The organism is Caulobacter sp. BK020, assembly GCF_004342605.1.
In the GTDB taxonomy this organism is placed as follows: Bacteria; Pseudomonadota; Alphaproteobacteria; order Caulobacterales; family Caulobacteraceae; genus Caulobacter.
In genome coordinates this window covers 20,347-38,080 of sequence record NZ_SLZL01000030.1, presented here as the reverse complement: position 1 = coordinate 38,080, position 17,734 = coordinate 20,347, and the positions used below count along the sequence as shown (strand labels likewise).

Annotated in this window: 19 protein-coding genes; 2 read left to right on the top strand and 17 right to left on the bottom strand. The window is 69.2% G+C overall.

Annotated features, from left to right (window positions below; translation table 11 throughout):
* Positions 1–201: 201 nt before the first annotated feature.
* The 17 genes from EV278_RS22800 to EV278_RS22720 all read right to left on the bottom strand — a co-directional run bounded on the left by EV278_RS22800 (position 202) and on the right by EV278_RS22720 (position 15,812).
* Positions 202–1,008, bottom strand: a complete 807-nt coding sequence (locus EV278_RS22800) for a hypothetical protein (protein ID WP_132096343.1) — start codon at positions 1,006–1,008, stop codon at positions 202–204.
* Positions 1,001–2,338 carry a cyclopropane-fatty-acyl-phospholipid synthase family protein gene (locus EV278_RS22795; protein WP_132096341.1) on the bottom strand — a complete coding sequence of 446 codons (1,338 nt, stop codon included), beginning with the start codon at positions 2,336–2,338 and terminating at the stop codon, positions 1,001–1,003. The genes EV278_RS22800 and EV278_RS22795 overlap by 8 nt, the downstream gene beginning before the upstream one ends.
* Before the next feature lie 23 nt (positions 2,339–2,361).
* A complete protein-coding gene (locus tag EV278_RS22790) occupies positions 2,362–3,483 on the bottom strand; it encodes a glycosyltransferase family 4 protein (protein WP_132096339.1) in 1,122 nt (373 codons plus the stop codon).
* A complete protein-coding gene (locus EV278_RS22785) occupies positions 3,483–4,715 on the bottom strand; it encodes a hypothetical protein (protein ID WP_132096337.1) in 1,233 nt (410 codons plus the stop codon). Before EV278_RS22785 ends, EV278_RS22790 begins: the two co-directional genes overlap by 1 nt.
* Positions 4,716–4,757: 42 nt before the next feature.
* Positions 4,758–5,045, bottom strand: coding sequence for a hypothetical protein (locus EV278_RS22780; protein WP_132096335.1), 288 nt, complete (start codon positions 5,043–5,045; stop codon positions 4,758–4,760).
* Between the two features lie 74 nt (positions 5,046–5,119).
* Positions 5,120–5,794, bottom strand: coding sequence for an ABC transporter ATP-binding protein (locus EV278_RS22775; RefSeq protein WP_132096333.1), 675 nt, complete (start codon positions 5,792–5,794; stop codon positions 5,120–5,122).
* Entirely contained in the window at positions 5,791–7,095 is a 1,305-nt protein-coding gene (locus EV278_RS22770; protein ID WP_132096331.1) for a TolC family protein, read from the bottom strand. The genes EV278_RS22775 and EV278_RS22770 overlap by 4 nt, the downstream gene beginning before the upstream one ends.
* Complete coding sequence (locus EV278_RS22765) at positions 7,092–8,000, bottom strand: HlyD family efflux transporter periplasmic adaptor subunit (RefSeq protein WP_132096329.1); 909 nt, start codon at positions 7,998–8,000, stop codon at positions 7,092–7,094. The genes EV278_RS22770 and EV278_RS22765 overlap by 4 nt, the downstream gene beginning before the upstream one ends.
* A gap of 7 nt (positions 8,001–8,007) precedes the next feature.
* Positions 8,008–9,138, bottom strand: a complete 1,131-nt coding sequence (locus EV278_RS22760; RefSeq protein WP_132096327.1) for an ABC transporter permease — start codon at positions 9,136–9,138, stop codon at positions 8,008–8,010.
* Positions 9,135–9,551: an EamA family transporter gene (locus EV278_RS22755; protein WP_207905547.1), complete on the bottom strand. Its 417-nt coding sequence runs from the start codon at positions 9,549–9,551 to the stop codon at positions 9,135–9,137. The genes EV278_RS22760 and EV278_RS22755 overlap by 4 nt, the downstream gene beginning before the upstream one ends.
* Complete coding sequence (locus EV278_RS22750) at positions 9,548–10,660, bottom strand: GNAT family N-acetyltransferase (RefSeq protein WP_132096325.1); 1,113 nt, start codon at positions 10,658–10,660, stop codon at positions 9,548–9,550. Before EV278_RS22750 ends, EV278_RS22755 begins: the two co-directional genes overlap by 4 nt.
* Positions 10,653–11,489: an alpha/beta fold hydrolase gene (locus EV278_RS22745; RefSeq protein ID WP_132096324.1), complete on the bottom strand. Its 837-nt coding sequence runs from the start codon at positions 11,487–11,489 to the stop codon at positions 10,653–10,655. The genes EV278_RS22750 and EV278_RS22745 overlap by 8 nt, the downstream gene beginning before the upstream one ends.
* Positions 11,486–12,361 carry a fatty acid desaturase gene (locus EV278_RS22740; protein ID WP_243692301.1) on the bottom strand — a complete coding sequence of 292 codons (876 nt, stop codon included), beginning with the start codon at positions 12,359–12,361 and terminating at the stop codon, positions 11,486–11,488. The genes EV278_RS22745 and EV278_RS22740 overlap by 4 nt, the downstream gene beginning before the upstream one ends.
* 86 nt (positions 12,362–12,447) lie before the next feature.
* Positions 12,448–12,816, bottom strand: a complete 369-nt coding sequence (locus EV278_RS22735) for an EamA family transporter (protein WP_132096320.1) — start codon at positions 12,814–12,816, stop codon at positions 12,448–12,450.
* Entirely contained in the window at positions 12,813–13,721 is a 909-nt protein-coding gene (locus EV278_RS22730) for an arginase family protein (protein ID WP_132096318.1), read from the bottom strand. Before EV278_RS22730 ends, EV278_RS22735 begins: the two co-directional genes overlap by 4 nt.
* A 7-nt stretch (positions 13,722–13,728) precedes the next feature.
* Positions 13,729–15,120, bottom strand: a complete 1,392-nt coding sequence (locus tag EV278_RS22725; RefSeq protein ID WP_132096316.1) for an aminotransferase class III-fold pyridoxal phosphate-dependent enzyme — start codon at positions 15,118–15,120, stop codon at positions 13,729–13,731.
* A gap of 14 nt (positions 15,121–15,134) precedes the next feature.
* Complete coding sequence (locus EV278_RS22720) at positions 15,135–15,812, bottom strand: MtnX-like HAD-IB family phosphatase (protein WP_132096315.1); 678 nt, start codon at positions 15,810–15,812, stop codon at positions 15,135–15,137.
* A gap of 256 nt (positions 15,813–16,068) precedes the next feature.
* Between EV278_RS22720 and EV278_RS22715 the strand changes: the two genes are divergently transcribed.
* Together EV278_RS22715 and EV278_RS22710 are read left to right on the top strand one after the other, a co-directional pair.
* Positions 16,069–16,593, top strand: a complete 525-nt coding sequence (locus EV278_RS22715; RefSeq protein WP_132096313.1) for an RNA polymerase sigma factor — start codon at positions 16,069–16,071, stop codon at positions 16,591–16,593.
* A gap of 112 nt (positions 16,594–16,705) precedes the next feature.
* Positions 16,706–17,698, top strand: a complete 993-nt coding sequence (locus EV278_RS22710) for a FecR domain-containing protein (protein WP_132096311.1) — start codon at positions 16,706–16,708, stop codon at positions 17,696–17,698.
* The last annotated feature ends 36 nt before the right edge of the window (positions 17,699–17,734 follow it).

The window sequence follows — 17,734 nt, the reverse complement described above, 5'->3', positions numbered from 1 at the left end:
CGGGCGCCGCGAGCCGCGTGAAGGGACCGGTGGCCACCGGTCCCTTCACAGCTCAAAGCCATCACGCCTTCGAGCCGCGATCCAGATACAAGGGGCTCGAAAGGATCCACTTTCGTCTGCCCCCGGCGTCGCCGGCAATTTCCGGACCCGGCCTATTGGAATAGGCAACATCAATGTCCACGTGTCAGTTTGCTGGCCAGTTCAGGCGGCGTGCTCTTCCTTCGGATGCTTGCCGGGATGCTGCGGTAACAAGAGGATCAGCAGTACAATAGCGACCGCCAGGAGCAAGGTCGCCAGCGGGCGGCTGAAGTCCAGCCCTCCCTTGTCCAGCGGCTTATCGAAGAAATCGCCGAGCGTCGCGCCGAGCGGGCGAGTCAGAATGAAGGCCGCCCAGAACAACAAGACCCGGCTTACCGACGTCAGGAGATAGAGGCCCGCCAGTATCGCCAGCGCTACGCCGAAGAGCAGCGCTCCGCCCCCATAACCAAGGCCCCCGTCCGCCGCCCAATCCCCCAACGCCGTGCCGAGGGTCTGGGAAAACGTAATGATGATCCAGTAGAAGACCTCCTGGGACGGGCGGGTAACGGTGTCCACCGAGACGCTGCCGAGCGTACGATGCCAGATGAAGAGCGAGATTAGGACGCAGCCCGCGAGCAGCAGCGAACCACCGGGATATCCGACGCCGACGGAGCGCGTGCAGAAGTCGGCGAGGGTGGTGCCCGCGGTTGTCGAGGCGATGATGGTCGCCCAGTAGAGCCAGGGGTTGAATCGCCTTGCCTTGATCTGGGCGATAATGAACCCGATCAGCAGAACGCCGAAGATCAGCGTGCCGACAAGGTAGCCGTTGAGGCCGGTCGCGCCAGCTTCAGCTGTTGTTTCGCCTAGCCAAGTCATCGAGACGCTGTCCCCGCCGGTCTCCCCCAAGGTCGTGCAGAGGATCTTGATGATCCAAAATCCCAGGGTGATGGCGGGAACCTTGGTCAGCGCGACCGTTGCCCGATCATTCATGACTCGTCTCCCGAGCGTCGGCGCCAGTGGGGATCGCCGACCTCTCTGCGTCCTTCGCGTCCCGCCTCGGGGCCTTCTCAGGGTGCTGAGCTTTGCTGCTGCTGAACTCCTCACTTGAGATCGCGTTCTCCCGCGCCCGCAGATCGACCTCAGCGCCGGCGACATAATCGCGAGTGCGCGGCACGCTGTCCTGCCGTCGGACCAGCTGCAGCTGGAAGACGACGACCTGCTCGTAGCGGAAGGCCGTCTCCGACATGGCCAGGTAGTATTCCCACATCCGGCAGAAGCGCTCGTCGAACATCGCCGCCGCCTCATCGCGGCGGGCCATGAAGGCTTCCCGCCAAGCCCTCAGGGTGTCGGCGTAGTGCAGGCGCAGGACCTCGATGTCGGACACGACCAGGCCGGCCCGCTCGACCGCCTTGAGGATATCCGACAGCGACGGCAGATGACCGCCGGGGAAGATGTAGCGGGTGATCCAGGGATTGGTGACGCTGGGTTCGTCGGAACAGCCGATTGTGTGCAGCAGAATCACCCCATCATCGGCCAGTCGCTCGCGGCAGGTCTGGAAGAACGTCTCGTAATTGCCCAGACCGACATGCTCGAACATGCCAACCGAAACGATGCGGTCGAACCGTCCCTCGACCGCGCGATAGTCGGTCAGGGCGAACTTGGCCCGATCCGTCATGCCTGCCGCCAGCGACCGCTCCTTCGCGCGAGCGATCTGCTCCTCCGACAGGGTGACGCCGAGAACCTCGGCGACGTCGACCACCTGGGCCAGATAGAGCGCCAGCCCGCCCCACCCGCAACCAATGTCCAGTACCCGATGATGCGGCTCCAGCAGCAGCTTGGCGGCGATGTGGCGCTTCTTGGCTAGCTGAGCCTCCGCCAGGCTCTGGCCGGGGCGTTCGAAATAGGCGCAGGAATATTGCCAGTCCGGGTCGAGGAACAGGGCGTAGAAGTCGTCACCGAGATCGTAGTGGTGGGCGACGTTGCGACGCGAACGTCCCGGATCGTTGCGCTGACGCCAGAGCTGGGTCGCGGTGCGCAGGCGATCGAAGGCCTGGACAATCGGCGACGGATTTTCCTGCCCGTCGTTGTCGAGGATCAGGCTGAGGAAGTCGTAGATCGTCCCCTGCTCCATCACCAGCCGGCCGTCGGTGAAGAGCTCGCCGGTCCGCAGATCCGGGTCCAGCAGCAAGGCCCAGACGGCCGCCTTGTCCGTCAGGTGGGCGACGACCGGCTCGCCGGCGCCGTCACCGAAGGTCAGACGCTCGCCCGAAGGCGAAACCACGGCCAGGGCGCCCCGTCGAACCAACGGTGAAAGCGCCATTCGAAGCGCCCAGACGGCCAGGCTCACGAGGCCGCGCTCGCGACCGCGGGAACCAGGACCTCGCGCCGAACCGGCAGACGGGCGAAGATTTCCGCGCCGGTGGCTTCGAAATGAGCTCGGCCGAACCGCTCCAGCACCCGGGATCGCGCGCGCTCGCCCATGGCCGCCAGCTTGCGCGGCGCCGATAGCATCTGCCTCAGCGCCTTGGCCAGTTTCTCGGAATCGCAAGGCGGCACGACCCGGCCGGTCAAGCCGTCAACCACGCTGTAGGGCATCTCGCCGACGGCCGTGACCAGGGATGGGAGACCAGCCTGCATCGCCTCGTGCACCGCCACGCACAGGCCTTCCCGCCGCGAGGGCTGGAGATAAAGATGCAGACCGGCCAGGAACTCGCGAGGCGCCTCGCAGAAGCCGGTGAGCCGGACGTTGTCCAGCCCGGCTTGGTCGATCATCCCCTGCAGGAGCTCGCGCTGAGCCCCCTCGCCCGCGATCCGCACCTCGAACGGCGTCGGCGAGACGAAACCGCTGGCGCGCAGATGGGCCAGGGCCTTGATCAGCAAGTCGTAGCCCTTGGCCGGATGAAGCCGCCCCAGGGCGCCCAGTTGCAGGGTTTGGCCCGGTCGCCAGGGCGTGGCCTGAGGCGCCGTCTCATCGGCGGCGAATAACGGCCACGTGGTCAGCCGATCGGCCTTCACCTTCAACCGCGAGGCGGTCAGGGCCGTGACGCTGTGGGAGTCGCCGATCCACAGGTCCGACAGTCCCTGGGTGGCGCGCAGGAGCAGGCGGTTGGCGGTCTTCAGGTAGGCGCTGTGCTGCCAGCTGACGACCGGCACGCCCCGCCTCAGTCCCACGATCTGGCCGAGCAGGGTGGCGCGGGTGAGCGAGGTCCACAGCAGGTCCGGTCGCCCCTCGACGACCATCCGGTCGAGCCAGGCCAGGGCGGCGATGTGGTCCTTCTCCGCGCCGGGGCGGACATGGACCTCCAGCCCCTGACGGGTCATCGGCGGCAGGGCCCGGCCGTCGCGCCGGATCAGGGCTAGGACCTCGACCTTCGCGCCGAGGCGCTGCAGCACCTTGGCCACGGCCGGTACGGGCAGGGCCGCGCCGCCGCCCTCGACCGAATTGATCACGTAGAAGATGCGCATCAGAACGCTCCCGTCCCGGTTCGCGCCAGGTCGTGCGTCGCGATCGCCGGACGCGCCACGGGATCGGGCCACGGCAAGCCGGCGAACCGGGCCACGGCGCGCGCCGCGCGCTGCGCCGACGGCTCGTCCGTGAGGTCGAAGCTTTCGTCGAACAGGACTTCCTGCACCGGCCGCCACACAGTCTCGTGCTCCCGGCGGGAGCGATCCATGGCCGCCCCCAGGTCCGCGACGTCCTCGATGACCGGGCCGGCGCGCCAATGGCCGAAGTTGGGGTCGCCGCTCCAGTCGAAGCGGTGGGTGTTGAGGAACACGCACGGCCGGGGCTGCAGCAGGAACTCGTAGACCTGGCTGCTGACGTCGCCGAGATAGAGATCGGCCCGCTGGGTGTAGGCCATGGTGGTCGAGGCGCGGCTGCCCAGGTCGATGTGGATGTTGGGCGCTCGCAGATAGCGCTCGTCGATCCGCCCGGCGCGGTCGAGCCGTAGTTTGTCGATCGTCGCCACGAACGGTCGCTCGAACAGCATGACGTGCGGCGCGAAGATCAGGTGGTGGTCGTCGTGCTCGACGAACCAGTCCAGCACCTGGCGGCCGGCCTCGTACCAGGACGACAGGTGTGGCGAGACATGCGGGTTGTAGAGCACCACCGGTCGGCCGTCGTCGTGCAGCGGATGGGTCACGCCCTGCGCCGGCCGCAGGTCGAACTTGGGATAACCGACGGTCGAGATCTTGCCGGGATCGACACCGGTCTCGTGGATCAGGCGGTCGCGAATCTTGCGGCCGGAGACCAGCACGTGGTCGAAGCCGGCGCTGGCCTTGTCGAAGCCGATGGCGCGGTCGCCGGCCCCATGTCGGGTATGGACGATCCTGAGGTCCTTGAGACCATAGCGGGTCTTGAGGATCAGCGAGGTCTTCTCGGCGACGACCAGGATGTCGAGCGACCGGAAGAAGGCGAGGTTGTCGCGGTAGACCAGCAGCTTGGTCGCCGGCAGCACGGCCTCGGTGGTGGCGGCCAGAAACTTGGATGAGCGCCTTGTCAGGCCCAGCTCGACCAGGTCGACGCCGTGGCCGATCAGGCCGCCGCCCAACCGGATGACCTCCGCGGTCAGCCGGCGATTGGTCGTGGCGACCACGATCTCCAAGTCTCGATCGCCACGGGCCAGGGCCAGGGCGATGGGCAGGCTGTGGGCCACCTGATGGACCTGGTCGTGATTAAAGAGGAAGCCGATCCGCATGGTCCAACGACGCCAGGCTTCGAAAACCCCCTCACCGATTTTTCAGGCCGCTTGGCGCGGCTCGACGGCGGGATGTTCCACGCAGGCCTTGAGCCGGTCCATCAGCGCGCCGAGCGTAGCGCAGTCGGCGCCCACCAGGTCGCCGATCTCGACATGGAAATGGTCTTCGATCTCGACCAACACCGCCATATAGGCCTCCAACGGGAGCCGGAGGTCGCAGATCCGCGCGGGACGCTGCAGGACGTAGCGAGCCAGGCCCGCCTTGCTGGAGATCAGGTCGGCGACGTCTTCGTCGGTCAGGAAGGCATGGGCGAAAAGGGCGTCGGTCATGGCGCGATGCTCCTGCGAGGGATCTGGCCCAATGACGCCGCGCGACCGCGCCGCCCTCACCGATTTGCCGGCGGTCAGGCCAGCATCCTACCGTCCTCCATGCGCAGCACCTGATCGGCCTGGTCGGCTAGCCGAGAGTCGTGGGTCACGCAGACCACGGTGGCGCCGCTGGCGTGCGCTTCCGTCCGTAGGAGCGCTGCGACCTGCCGCCCGTTCTCGGAATCCAGGGCCGAGGTCGGTTCGTCGGCGAAGATCAGGGCCGGCCGCTTGGCCAGGGCGCGGGCGATCGCGACACGCTGCTTCTCGCCGCCCGACATCTCGCCGGGCCGGTTGGACATCCGCCGCTCCAGTCCCACCGCCGCCAGGGCGTGAGCCGCGCGAGCTCTCGCCTCCCGCGCCGACGCTCCCAATCGCCGCAGGACAATTTCGACCTGCTCGCTAGCGGTCAGCGCCGGCAGCAGGTGAAAGCCCTGGAAGACGAAACCGGAATGGGCCAGCCGGAAACGGTCGCGCTGATCAGAACTCATCGGCGCCAGGGCCTTGCCCAGAGCCTCGACCGACCCCGCGTCGGGGCTCAGCAAACCCGACAGGATCGCCAGCAGCGTCGACTTCCCGGAGCCGGACGGTCCCGTGATCATGACCAGTTCGCCGGGCCGCAAGCTCAGGCTGACCGGATGCAGCGCGTCGATCCGCTGGACGCCCTCGCCATAGTGCTTGCGCACCGCCTCGGCGCGGAGGGAGACGCTCATGCCGCGCGCCCGCCCAGGGTCAGCATCAGGTCGACATAGGCCTGGGCGCGGGCGGCCTGGGCGTTGGTCAGCGCCACGTCGGCCTCGATGGCCCGCGCCTCCAGCGCGGCCAGCGCCATGGCGTCGATGTCGCCGTCCTGATGCCGGGTCTGCCCCGTTCCGAACGCCACGACGGCGCGGGTCCACGCCTTCTTCGCCACGGATTCGGAAGCGGCGGCGTCCTGCAGCACGGCCAGGTCCAGCCGGACCTGTCCCCAGGCCTGCCCCACCGCCTTGCGATAGGCCAGTTCCGCCAGCCTCGCCTCGGCCTCGGCGCCTTGCTTGCGCGCCTTGGCCGCGCCGCCGTCCAGCAGCTCATGGGTCAGGCCGCCGGCGATCGCCCAGGCCAGGGCGCGGACGTCCAGCAGGTACAGCAGATCCGGGTCGCCGGACCCGATGCCGGCCATCAGGGTGAAACGAGGGCGCGACGCGGCGACCGCTTCGGCCACGCGGGCGTCGGCGGCTTGTAAGCGGGCGTAAGCCGCCCGGATGGCGGGACGCGCCAGGACGGCGTCCGACTCCGCCGTGGCGATCAACGGCGTGGCCGGAATCTCGTCGCCGCCATAGGCGGGTTCGTCGATGGGGGCGTCCTGGCCGAGCAGGAGGCCAAGTCGCCAGCGGTCGGCATCAACGGCATGCGCCGCGCGCTGGAGGTCGGCATCGGCCTGAGCCTGGGCCGTCCGCGCCGTGGTCACCGCCTCGGCCAGGATCACGCCCTCCGAGGCCCGGCGACCGAGCAGGTCCTGCGCCTGTCGAGCCAGCTCCGCCCTGACCGTCGCGGCCGCGCGATGCTCCTGATCGGCGCGCAAGGTCACATATGTCCGCGCCACCTCGGCCAGCACCAGTTGGCGGGCGGCGGCGACATCGTGCTCGGCCGCGACCTTGTCGGCCTCGGCGGCGCCTTGCCGGCTCTTCAGGCGGCGGAACAGGTCGACCTCGTAGCTGCCGGCCACGGGCGCGCCGGCCCCGGCGCTGCTGGATGAGAAGTCGGCCCCGCCCACGGCGGCTTCCGCGCCGATGGTCAGGTGCGGCCGGCGCTCGGCGCGGGCCAGGGCGACGTCGGCCTGAGCCTTGTCCAGCCGCGCCAGGGCCACGCGGATGTCCAGCGAGCCTTGATCCGCGCGGACCAGCAGATCGGACAGCACCGGATCGTCGAGGGTCGCCGCCCAGGCCGGCGGCGAGGTGGGAGGCGCGACCTGAGGGGCCGCGCCCGCCACGGTGGGCGTCGCGGCCAGGACCGCCGCCAGAATCCGCCCGATCATCCGCCGATCCTCGCTAGCACACGCTGGCCCAGGCGCAGGGTGTTGGGCTCGTCGAAGGCCAGGATCAGGCGCAGGACACGGCCGTCGGCGCGCGCGCCGGGCTGGTCGTCCAAAACCGCGGCCTCGAACGACGGCGATATCCTCAGGACCCGCGCCTTCAATACCCGGCCGCCGCCGCTGGCGTCGGTCACCCAGGCGACCGCGCCGGGCATGACCCGGTCGACGAAGGCCTCGTCCAATTCGGCGCGGACGACCCGGGGCCCGTCGGGCGCCAGGACGAACAGGGGCGTCCCCGAAGCGGCCACCGCCGCCGAGCCCACCGCCGCCGTGCGCCGCAGGATCAGGCCCGAGACTGGGGCGCGAACCGTGCGGACGGTCTGTTCCAGTTCAGCGAGGCGCTGGCGGGCCCGCGCCACGTCGACGGCCCGCGCGGCCTCGTCGCTCTGGGCCGCCGCCGCCGTCGCCGCTTGCCGGGCCTGCTCGGCTTCGCGCCGGGTCGCTGCGTCGGCGGAGGCCAGACGCGCCAGACGCGCGGCCTCGCCCTGAGCGGCCGCCGCCCTCGCCTGAGCGCCGCGCCAGGCAGCTTTCTGCTGAGCGGTCTCGGCCCGCGCCTGCGCGGCCAGCAGGGCGTCCCGCTCCGTGTCCAATTGGGCCAGCACCGCGCCGCGATCGACGTGGGTGCCCTCCTCCACGCTGATCTGGGCGATCAGGCCATCGCGCGGCGCGGCAACCGGGATCAGCCCGCCCTCGACCGCGATCACGCCCCGGGCGACAGCGGCCGGCGTCGGGCGGTTCTGGGCGCTGGCGGCGTCGGATCCCTTCTGGCAGGCCGCCAGCAAGGCGCCGGTCGCCAATAGAACGGGAACGAGGGCACGGCCGCCCTTGGGCGCGTGGCGGAGCATCATCGAAACCTCACAGAAGCAGCGCGGCCGGATCGGCCCGCGCGACACGGCGCAGCGCCCACAGGCCCGAGCCGAAAGCGACCAGCGCCACCAGGCCGGCCGCTCCGGCGACCATCGGCGCGGTCATGATCAGCGGCGTAGCCTCCCACCGCGCGACCACCGCCAGGATCGCGGCTAGTACGCCGGCCAGGATCACGCCCGCCGCCGCAATCCAGGCCGTCTGGGCCAGCACGATCGCGCGCAGGGCGCCGATGGTGAAACCCAGGGCGCGCAAGGCCGCGTAGTCCTTGAGCGAGGCGGCGACGGCGGCCGCCAGGGTCTGGCTGGTGACGATCACCGCCACCAGGATCGCCACGGCGCTGCCGAACACGAAGGCCACGCCCGCGCCGGACTCGCCCAGCCAGTAGCGGACGCTGCGGTCGGCGAACGTCTTGCTGGCCATGGGCTCGAAGCCGCGCTGACGTCCCACGGTCCGCAAGTCGGACACTGCGCTCGACGCCTGGGCCGGGTCGTTGAGGCGGGCGGTGAAATAGGCCGCGCCCTCCCCGTTCCCGATGGCCGGGTCCAGCCGACGGGCCGTGGCTGCGGAGGCGATGACGTTGACGCCGCCCAGGGCGCGCAGGCCGTCCGTGACGCCGACGATCCGCACTCGATGGCCGTTGATCTCGGCCAGGCCACCGACGGCGGTCTCCAGCTTGCGCAGATCCGCCCGATCGACCAGCACGGCGTCCGGCTCGCCCAACGCGGCGCGCAGGTCGGTCGGCAGGACTTGCGAGAGCACCATCGCGTCGGGCGCCGGGTTCAGGCCGACGATGTAGACATTGACCATGCCATGGCGGCTGGTGCGCCACTCGCCCGAACCCCAATAGAAGGGTTCGACCTGGGCGACCCGCGGGTCGGCGCGCAGGAAGAGCTCGGTCGCCCCGCCGATCGGTCGCCCCAGGTCGATGCTCTGCACGCCGGGGAACCCGACCCAGAGATCGGCCGAGGACTTGGTCACATAGACGCTGGCCAGGGAAAACACGCCGAGGATCAGGCCGGCCTGCAGCAGAACCAGCAGTCCCGAGAAGCCGACGGCCACGGCGGCCGGCGCGAACCGGCGCCAGTCGAACAGCAGTGTCTTTAGCGCCAGCCCGGTCATGCGGTCGGGCCCGCGGGCGGGTCGCGGCCGCCTCGGCCGATCAGCCAGACGCCGGTCAGGATCGCCAGGCTGCCCACCACCTGCAGCGGGCCCACGGGCTCGTGGAAGACCAACGCGCTGGCGGCGATGATCAGCACGTAGCTGACGGCCGACAGCGGAAAGGCCGCGCTCAGAGGCATCTCGGACAGCACCGTCATCCAGGCGACAAAGCTGGCGACCTCACAGACCAGCAGGATCTGGACGCTGGGCAGCCGGGCGGCGGCCAGCAGCCAAGCGGCGTCGAAGCGAACATCGGCAAGATGGGCGGCCGAGGCCTTGGCGGCGATCTGGTAGCCCAGGGTCAGCAGCGGCAGGATGGCGAACAGCACCATGGGCGCCAGCCGCCGGCGGGGGCGAGCGGCGACGGCGGTCATGCGGCCAGCCCTTCCAGCGGGTCGCCCATGACCAGCGGCGCCAAGGCGCGCAGGGCGCCGTTCAGCAGGCCGTTGCGATGACGGAAGTACATGGCGGCAGGGGTCAGCCGGCTGCCCAGACGCACCTTGTCGCCGAGATTGGCCTGGCCGCTGCGATAGCGCTTGAGGCCTCGCGCCAGGCACCGTTCGAGATTGTAGAACCAGCTGAGGAAATAGAGGTTATGGGCGCGGCCGCGCTCGACCTCCATGCAGAAGAACTTGTCCAGCAGCACCTCGCCGTCCTCGAGCAGAAGGTTGAAGGCCAGCAGGTCGCCGCCGACGTAGTAGAGGACGAAGACCGCCCTGCCCGGCATCCGTGCCGCCACCTGGGTGAAGAAGGCCGGGGTCAGGGTCTCCAGCTGGGCCTCGGCCCGCGCCAGGGTCTGACGATACAGGTCCATGGCCCGAGGCAGGTCGGCGCCCAGCTCGTTCCGCAGCTCGATCCGTACCTTCGAACGGGACCGCAGCTTGCGGCGCATGTCCTTGCGCACGCCGCTGGAGAGCCGCTCCAGATAGGCGTCGAGGGTCGGGAAATGGATGTCCAGATCGGCGATCGCCTGGCCCGACACGGCGCTGTAGCCGCCCTGCCCCATGGCCTCCGCCCAGAGCCCGGCTTGGGCGTGGTCGGCGTCCTTCACGCCGGACAGGGCGCATCCTGACCGGGCGGCCTCCTGCCCGAAAGCGCGGACCAGCGCCGCCAGGACGGCGGGACGCTCGGCGTCGGCCAAGTCCGGCGCGAAGCCGACCGTGGCGGTCTCGGTGCAGGGCGAGCCTAGGCAGGCCAGCTTGGGCGTCATCACCCCCGGGACCAGGCGGCGGACCCGCTCGGCGATCCGCCGGCCCGCGCCCTCGAAGGTGGTCTCCAGCCGGTAGTCGGTGATGAAAGCCGGGATCGCCCCGACCAACCGTCCGTCGCGATGGGCCAGAACGTAGCGCCACTCGAAGCCGGCCAGGCCCGCGCCCTCGATGGCGCGCAGATAGTCGAAGCTTTCCAACGCGCCGCCGAACAGCGCCTCCCACTGGCCGCGCGGCAAGTCGTCCAGCGTGGTCAGGACCCGGGTCTCAAGCATGGGACTTCAGGTCCAGACGCTCGGCCGCGTAGGGCGTCTCGCCGTCGAAGAAGGCCGCCGTCAGGGCCGCGACCCGGTCGCGCTCCTGGTCGACGTGGATCATGTGATAGCTGTCGTCGAGCAGTTGCAGGCGCGTGGGTCCGCCCAAGGCCTTCTCCAACCGATAGGCGTTGCGCGGGTGGCTCATGTCGTCGTCTCGGGCGTGCAGGATCAGGGTGGGCGTCTCGATGGCCTTGCCGATCCGCTCCAGCCGCCGGCCCATGCGGTACATCTGGTAGAGGGCGCCCAGAGGCAGCCGGTCGATGGCCCCTTCAATCAGGCCGTCCGGCGCACGCTCGGCCAGGCCCCGCAGGCGCTCGTCCTTCAAGCCGAAGGGGTGGGTCTCGGCCCAAGCCAGGCGGCGCACGCCCGGCAGGTTGGCGACCAGCTGGATCACCGGCGCGGCCACGGCGAAGCGGGGCATGTTCCAGCCGTCGTACTCGAAGGTCATCGAATAGACCGCGGCGGCGTGGATGGCGGGCCGCTCAGCCGCCAGCAGCAGACCCAGCGCGCCGCCCACGCAGATGCCGGCCACCGACACCGTGTTGACCTCGGCGGCGAACCGGTCATACGCCTCGACCAGACCTTCCAGCCAATCGCGCCAGGTGGTGCGCAACAGGGTCGCCTCATCAGCGCCATGGCCGGGCAACAGAGGCGCGTGGGTTTCGAAGCCGCGTCGCGCCAAGCGCTTGGCCAGGGGCTTCATCTCCGCCGGGGCGCCGGTCAGGCCATGGATCAGCAGGACGCCATGGCCAGATCGGCCGGCCAATCGCAGGGGCTGGACGCTCATCGGCGCACCGCCCCTTCCACGCCGCGCGGTCGGCGATTGGCGCGGGCCAGGAAGCCGAGGGCGTGGGCGGGGCCAATGACGTGGACGCCATGCGCCGCCTGCTGCTCGACCAAGGCCCGACGCAGCGCCGGCAGCCGCGTCCAGTGGACGGCCGGCCGATAGTGGTGCTCGGCGTGGTGGCCGTTGTTGAACCAGGTGAGGTTGTAGATCGGATCGTAGCTGGAGACGCCCCAGGCGATCGGCGTGTCGGGATCGCCGTTGAAATGCTCGTAATAGCCGTTCAGCTGCGAGAGGCTTTCGCCCAGATAGTAGAACGGCAGCAGGAACAGCACCGCGCGCCAGTCGATCACGGCCATGCCGACAGCAAAGGTCGCCACCGCGAAGAGTTCGATCCGGCCCCAACGCGCGTCGTCCTCGCGGCCCCGGGCCTTCAGGGCCCGGTAGACCGAGCCGCCGCTGTCTCGGAAAAAGCCGAGGAACACGTAGGACCAGACGTTCTCGGGCCGGCCGTCCTTGCCGTAGCGATAGATCGACAGCCAATCGCGGGTCTGGCCGTCCGGTCCCGGCCGGTCGCTGTTGCCCTCGTGGTGGCGCAGGTGAACCCAGGTGTAAAAGGTCTGGGAAAAGCCGATGGCCACCGACTCCAGCAGCGAGAAGGCGCGGTTCAGGGCCTTGGACCGGAAGTACGGTGTGTGCAGGAAGTTGTGCGAGACGCCGTTGACGTTCCAGCTGATCGCCAGGGCGTAGCCGAAGCCGCACAACAGCTGGCCCCACCAGGGCCGGTTGGCTGAACCGACCACGATCCAGACCACGAAGGTCAAGTGCGCCGCGGCGGCCGCGACGGGGATCAGGTCCCAAGATGTCCAGGCCATCAGGCCTTTGGAGCGTCTTGGAAGTCGAAAATCGGAAAGGCGGAAGTCTGGCGGCGTCATGGCGCTCGCTCCGGGGTTGGATGAGGTCACAGGCCTGACAGCCCCACGCACGTCACGCCGCCGGCGACGAGGACCGCGCCGGCGATCTGGATGGGGGTCAGGCGCTCGTTGAGGATCAGCGTGCCGGCCAGGGGCACGCCGGCGTAGGTCAGGGTCATGATCGGAAAGGCCAGGCCCAGGGGCGTGCTCTCCAGCACCAGCACCCAGGCCACCATCTCGACGAACCAGAAGACGATCCCGGCCCACAGCATCGGCTGGACCGCCAGGGCGACCAGATAGTCCGCCCGACCGTCCGCACCGTCCGACGCGACCTTGAAGCTCAGTTCGCGCCCGATCTCGGTGACGATGCAGAAGGCCAGCAGGCCGGCGCTCGTGGCGGTAAGGGCGGCGTTCACGACGTCACCTCGGCGAACAGCGACAGCAGGCGCAGGTTGGTCGCCTCGTTCGTCCGCGATTGGTCGCCCGGCACGCCGCCCCGGGGTTGATCGAGGAACGCCTCGCCGCGTTTCAACAGGTTCGACAGCAGGTCTGGTCCATAGCGCGGCTGCGACCAGTCGCCGACCACGTCGGCTCCGATCACCCGCGCCCGCTCCGCCACGGCGCGGACGAGGCGCTCCAACGCCGCCAGGGACAGCTGTCCCTGGTCCCAGTTGGTGATCGCGTCGTCGGGGCGCAGCACGTCCTTGTCGATCGTGATGTAGACGGCGTCGGTCTCGATCCGCGAGGCGAGCAGGTTGATGAACCCCTCCTGCCCCATCGCCGTCATCGACGGCCAGTTGCGGTCGCCGACCCGCAGGATCGGTCCGCCGTCCAGCGCGCGGTAGGGATAGAGTTCGACGCGTCCCTCAGAGACGAGGGACAGGTCGGCCCGCTTGGTCTCCGGCCGGTCGATGTCGCTGCTGCAGACCCCGACCGTGATCACCTTGGCGACGCCCGGCGTTCGCGCCGCATGCCCGACCCACGACCCGCAGTGCAGACCGTTCTCGAACCGCACCCAGTCGGGATGGTTGTCGAAGTGGACGACCGTCACCGCCCTTGCGCCGCAGGCCGCAACGGCCCGTTCAATCAGCAGCGGTGTGACGTGGTGGAAATCGCCCGATCCGGCGAAGACCAAATCCGGCCCCGCCGCCGACGCCGCCTGATCGCGCAGCCGGGCGGACAAGGCGGCTAGGGCCGGCGCCCGACTCCAAAGGCGCAGCGCCGGCCCAAGGTCCCTGGCCTCGACCGTCAGGCCGCCTCGGCCACGCAACGCGTGTTGCGCATCCAGGGCGTTGTCGAGGTTCAGGAAGACCGGGCGCATCGAACCGTCAACCCACGCAGCGGCGCAGGACGGCGTCGAGCAGTTTCAGCGCCAGGTCGATCTCGTCCTTGGTAATCTCCAGCGAGGGCGCCAGGGTGATGACGTTCTTGTAGTAGCCGCCGACGTCGAGGATCAGGCCGTAGCGCTTGCCGTCGATCTCGATGTCGCCCTTCATCCCCTCGGCTTCCATGCGGTTGAGCAGGGCCTTGTTGGGGGTGAAGCCGTCGGCCTCGCAGATCTCGGCGCGCAGGGCCAGGCCCAGGCCGTCGACGTCGCCGATCTGCGGCCACCGCTTCTGGAGGTCCTTCAGGCCTTCCAGGAAGTAGGCGCCCTTCTCCAGGACCTGGGCGCCGTAATCGACCTCGTGCGTCATCCGCAGGGTCTCCAGCGCCACCGACGTGCCCATCGGGTTGGAATTGAAGGTCGAGTGGGTCGAGCCCGGCGGGAAGATTTCAGGGTTGATCAGTTCTTCGCGCGCCCAGACGCCCGACAGCGGATTGAGGCCGTTGGTCAGCGCCTTGCCGAACACCAGCACGTCGGGCTGGACGCCGAAGTGCTCGATCGACCACAGCTTGCCGGTGCGCCACATGCCCATCTGGATCTCGTCGACCACCAGCAGGATGCCGTGCTGGTCGAGAATCTTCTTCAGCTCGCTGAAGAAGTTGGGCGGCGGAATAACGTAACCGCCGGTGCCCTGGATCGGCTCGATATAGAAGGCCGCGTACTCGGCCTGGCCGGTCTTGGTGTCGAGCACGCCGTTGTATTCGGTCTCGAACAGGCGGGCGAACTTCTGCACGCAGTCGTGGCCGTACTCTTCCTTGGTCATGCCCTTGGGGCCGCGGAAGTGGTACGGGAATTCGATGAACTGCGCGCGATCGCTGAAGTGGCCGAAGCGACGGCGATAGCGGTACGACGAGGTGATCGCCGAGGCCCCCAGGGTGCGGCCGTGATAGCCGCCCTCGAAGGCGAACATCAGCGACTTGCCGCCCGTGCCGTTGCGCACCAGCTTCAGCGAGTCCTCGACCGCCTGGGCGCCGCCGACGTTAAAATGGACGCGCCCCTTGCGGCCGAACTTCCGCTCGGCGTCCTGCGCGATCATCGCGGCCAGCTCGACCTTCTCGCGGTGCAGGTACTGGCTGGCCACCTGCGGCAGGGTGTCGAGCTGACGGTGGGCGACGGCGTTCAGGCGCGGATTGCGGTAGCCGAAATTGACGGCCGAGTACCACATTTGCAGGTCCAGGAACTGGCGTCCCTGGGCGTCGTACATGAACGAGCCCTCGCAGCCGTCGAAGAACTTCGGATCGGGCAGGTAGTGGACCGTGTCGCCATAGGAGCAGTACTGGGCCTCGAGCTCGCGCAGGACGGCCTCGTCGAGGACGGCGTGTTCGGCGTCATACATTCGGGGAACTCCGGTCAGATGGCGGCGCGGCGCGCCAGGCGGCCGTGGGCGGCCGCGAGCGTCGTCGTGATGATGTGGAAGTCAGAAAATTCGTGGTGCGGCATGGCGCGCGAGCGGGCGTAGTCGGCCAGCTTGTCGCGAGCGAACAGCAGGCCGGCGCGATTGGAGACGCAGAAGTCCGACCGCCCGTCGCCGACGAAGACCATCAGATCGCCGGACGCGAGGTCGCGCTCGTCGGCCTTGGTCGCGACCTGGCACTTGCACACCCCGGAGCCCGCCGCGCAGCCTGCCCGCGACCAGGGCTGCTCCAGGCGGCGGCCGGTCTCGGCGTTGCCGACCAGGCGGTTAGCGATCACCGGCAGATGGCTCAGGCCGTGACGTCCCAGGATCCGGGCGATGAAGTGATCGACCCCGTCGCTGACCACGGTCAGCGGCACGGCGTTGGCCTGGCACCAGGCGACGAACTCAGGAAACCCGTCGGCCAGTTCCACGCTGTCGAGCACGGCGTCCAGCGCCGCGTCGTCGCCACCGATCAGGGCGACCTGGCCGCGCATGCACTCGGCGGCGGTGATCTCGCCTCGGGTCCAGCGGTCTTCCAGGTCTTCCCAGGCGGGGTCGGCCAGACGGGTGAGCACCAGGTCGGTGGTGTCGACCCTGGCGATCGTCCCGTCGAAATCGCAAAATATCCGCATCAATCCGACTTAGCTCCAGACGCCCCCGCGCCGTTCGAGCCAATGACGCCGTGTGTATTCCGTCCCCTCACCGATTTTTCGCCGGGTCCAGCGACGCCCCGCGAGCCTTGCCTTGATGCCGCCGTCGGGCGATGTCTTTTAGCCCCGCCGAGTCCCTCCAGCCCGGGCCGTTCGTCCCCGTGATAGTCACCGACACGTCCAGTCCGTCTTCTTGTGTCGCGCCCGTCCGGCGCGGCGCGCGAGCGCACGGCTGACGATGGAGGACCTGCAGGACCTCTCCCCGCTCGCGGCCGCCTATCTGGAGCGGCGCGAGGACATGCGGCGGTTCTTCCAGGCGCGCCTGGGCAGCCGAGCCGACGTCGAGGATCTGGTCCAGGAGCTCTATCTGAAGGTCCAGGCGGTCGCCGGCGAGACGATCGACAACCCACCCGCCTATCTCTACCGCCTCGCCTCGAACCTGATGCTGGACCGCCTACGCCGCGCCAAGCGCGCCGGCGCCCGCGACGACGAATGGCGCCGGACCCACCACACCGCAGTGGGGGCCCTGGATGTCGCAGAAGAGCCCGACGCCGAGAGCGCCGTCATCGCCCGCCAGCGCCTAGAAAAGATCACCGAGGCGCTGAAGACCCTGTCGCCCCAGACCCAGCAGATCTTCCGCCTGCACAAGTTCGAGAGCCTGACCCACGTCGAGACCGCCGCCCGCCTGGGCATTTCTCGAAGCTCGGTCGAGAAGCATGTCAGCCTCGCGCTGAGCCATCTCGTCAAAAGGGTCGGGCGATGAGTGTGGCATTTCCGCATCACCCCACGAAGAACCGAGGAGGGGCTTTCTCGGTCATGGCGTCATTGTGGCAGGCCTCTTCTTCCGCACGGCGACAAGGAAGCACAACCCGTCGATGACCCAGTCCGTCACCACCGATCCCATCCAGCAAGCGGCGAGCGACTGGTTCGCGCGCCTGCAGGGTGACGCCGGTCTGGAGGACTGGACCGCCTTCCAGGCCTGGCTGGAGGCCGATCCCGCCCACGCGGCGGCCTATGACGCGGTCGAGGCGATGTGGGTCGAACTGGAAGACCTTCCGGCCGAACAGATCACCGCCCCTGCCCCAGCCGAGACCGTCGTGGCTTTCGCGCCGCGCCCTAAGCCGTCGGCCAAGCCGCCCGCCCGCCGCTGGGTCTGGATTGGCCTCGCCACCGCCGCGGCGGCCGCCGCCGTGGTCGTCGCTATCTTACCGCAACTGACGCGCCCGACCTTTACCGACTATTCGACCAAGCGCGGCGAAACCCGCGAAGTGGCCCTGGCCGACGGCTCGCGGCTGACCCTGGGCGGCGCCACCACCCTGCGTGTGCGCCTGACCCGGGCCGAGCGCGACGTGACGCTGGTCGACGGCGAGGCCAGCTTCGACGTCGCCCACCTGGAGAACCGCCCGTTCGTGGTCGCCGCCGGCGATCGCGAAGTCCGCGTGCTGGGCACCGAGTTCAACATCCTCAGCCATGACGACCGCCTGGCCATTACCGTGCGCCGAGGCCTGGTGCAGGTTTCCGGCGGGCCGGACGGCGCGGTCCGCCTGGCCAAGGGCCAGCAACTGATCCATACCCGAGGTTCGGCGACCTCCCTGGTGCGCGCGACCGATCCGGACGCCGCTTTCGCCTGGAAGACCGGCAAGCTGGTCTATCGCGAGACGCCCCTGGCCGAAGTAGTCGCCGACCTGAATCGCTACGTCGCCACGCCCCTACGGGTTGATCCCAGCGCCGCCTCGGTCAAAGTCACCGGCGTCCTAGTGGTCGATGAGGAAGCGGCGATGATCCGGCGTCTGGAACTGTTCGCACCGGTCGTCGGTCAACACAGCGGGGGCGAGATCCTGCTCAAGGCCAGACCGACCCAACTCTGACGATGCGGCGCAAGAGGTCGATCACGCGTCGTCGCG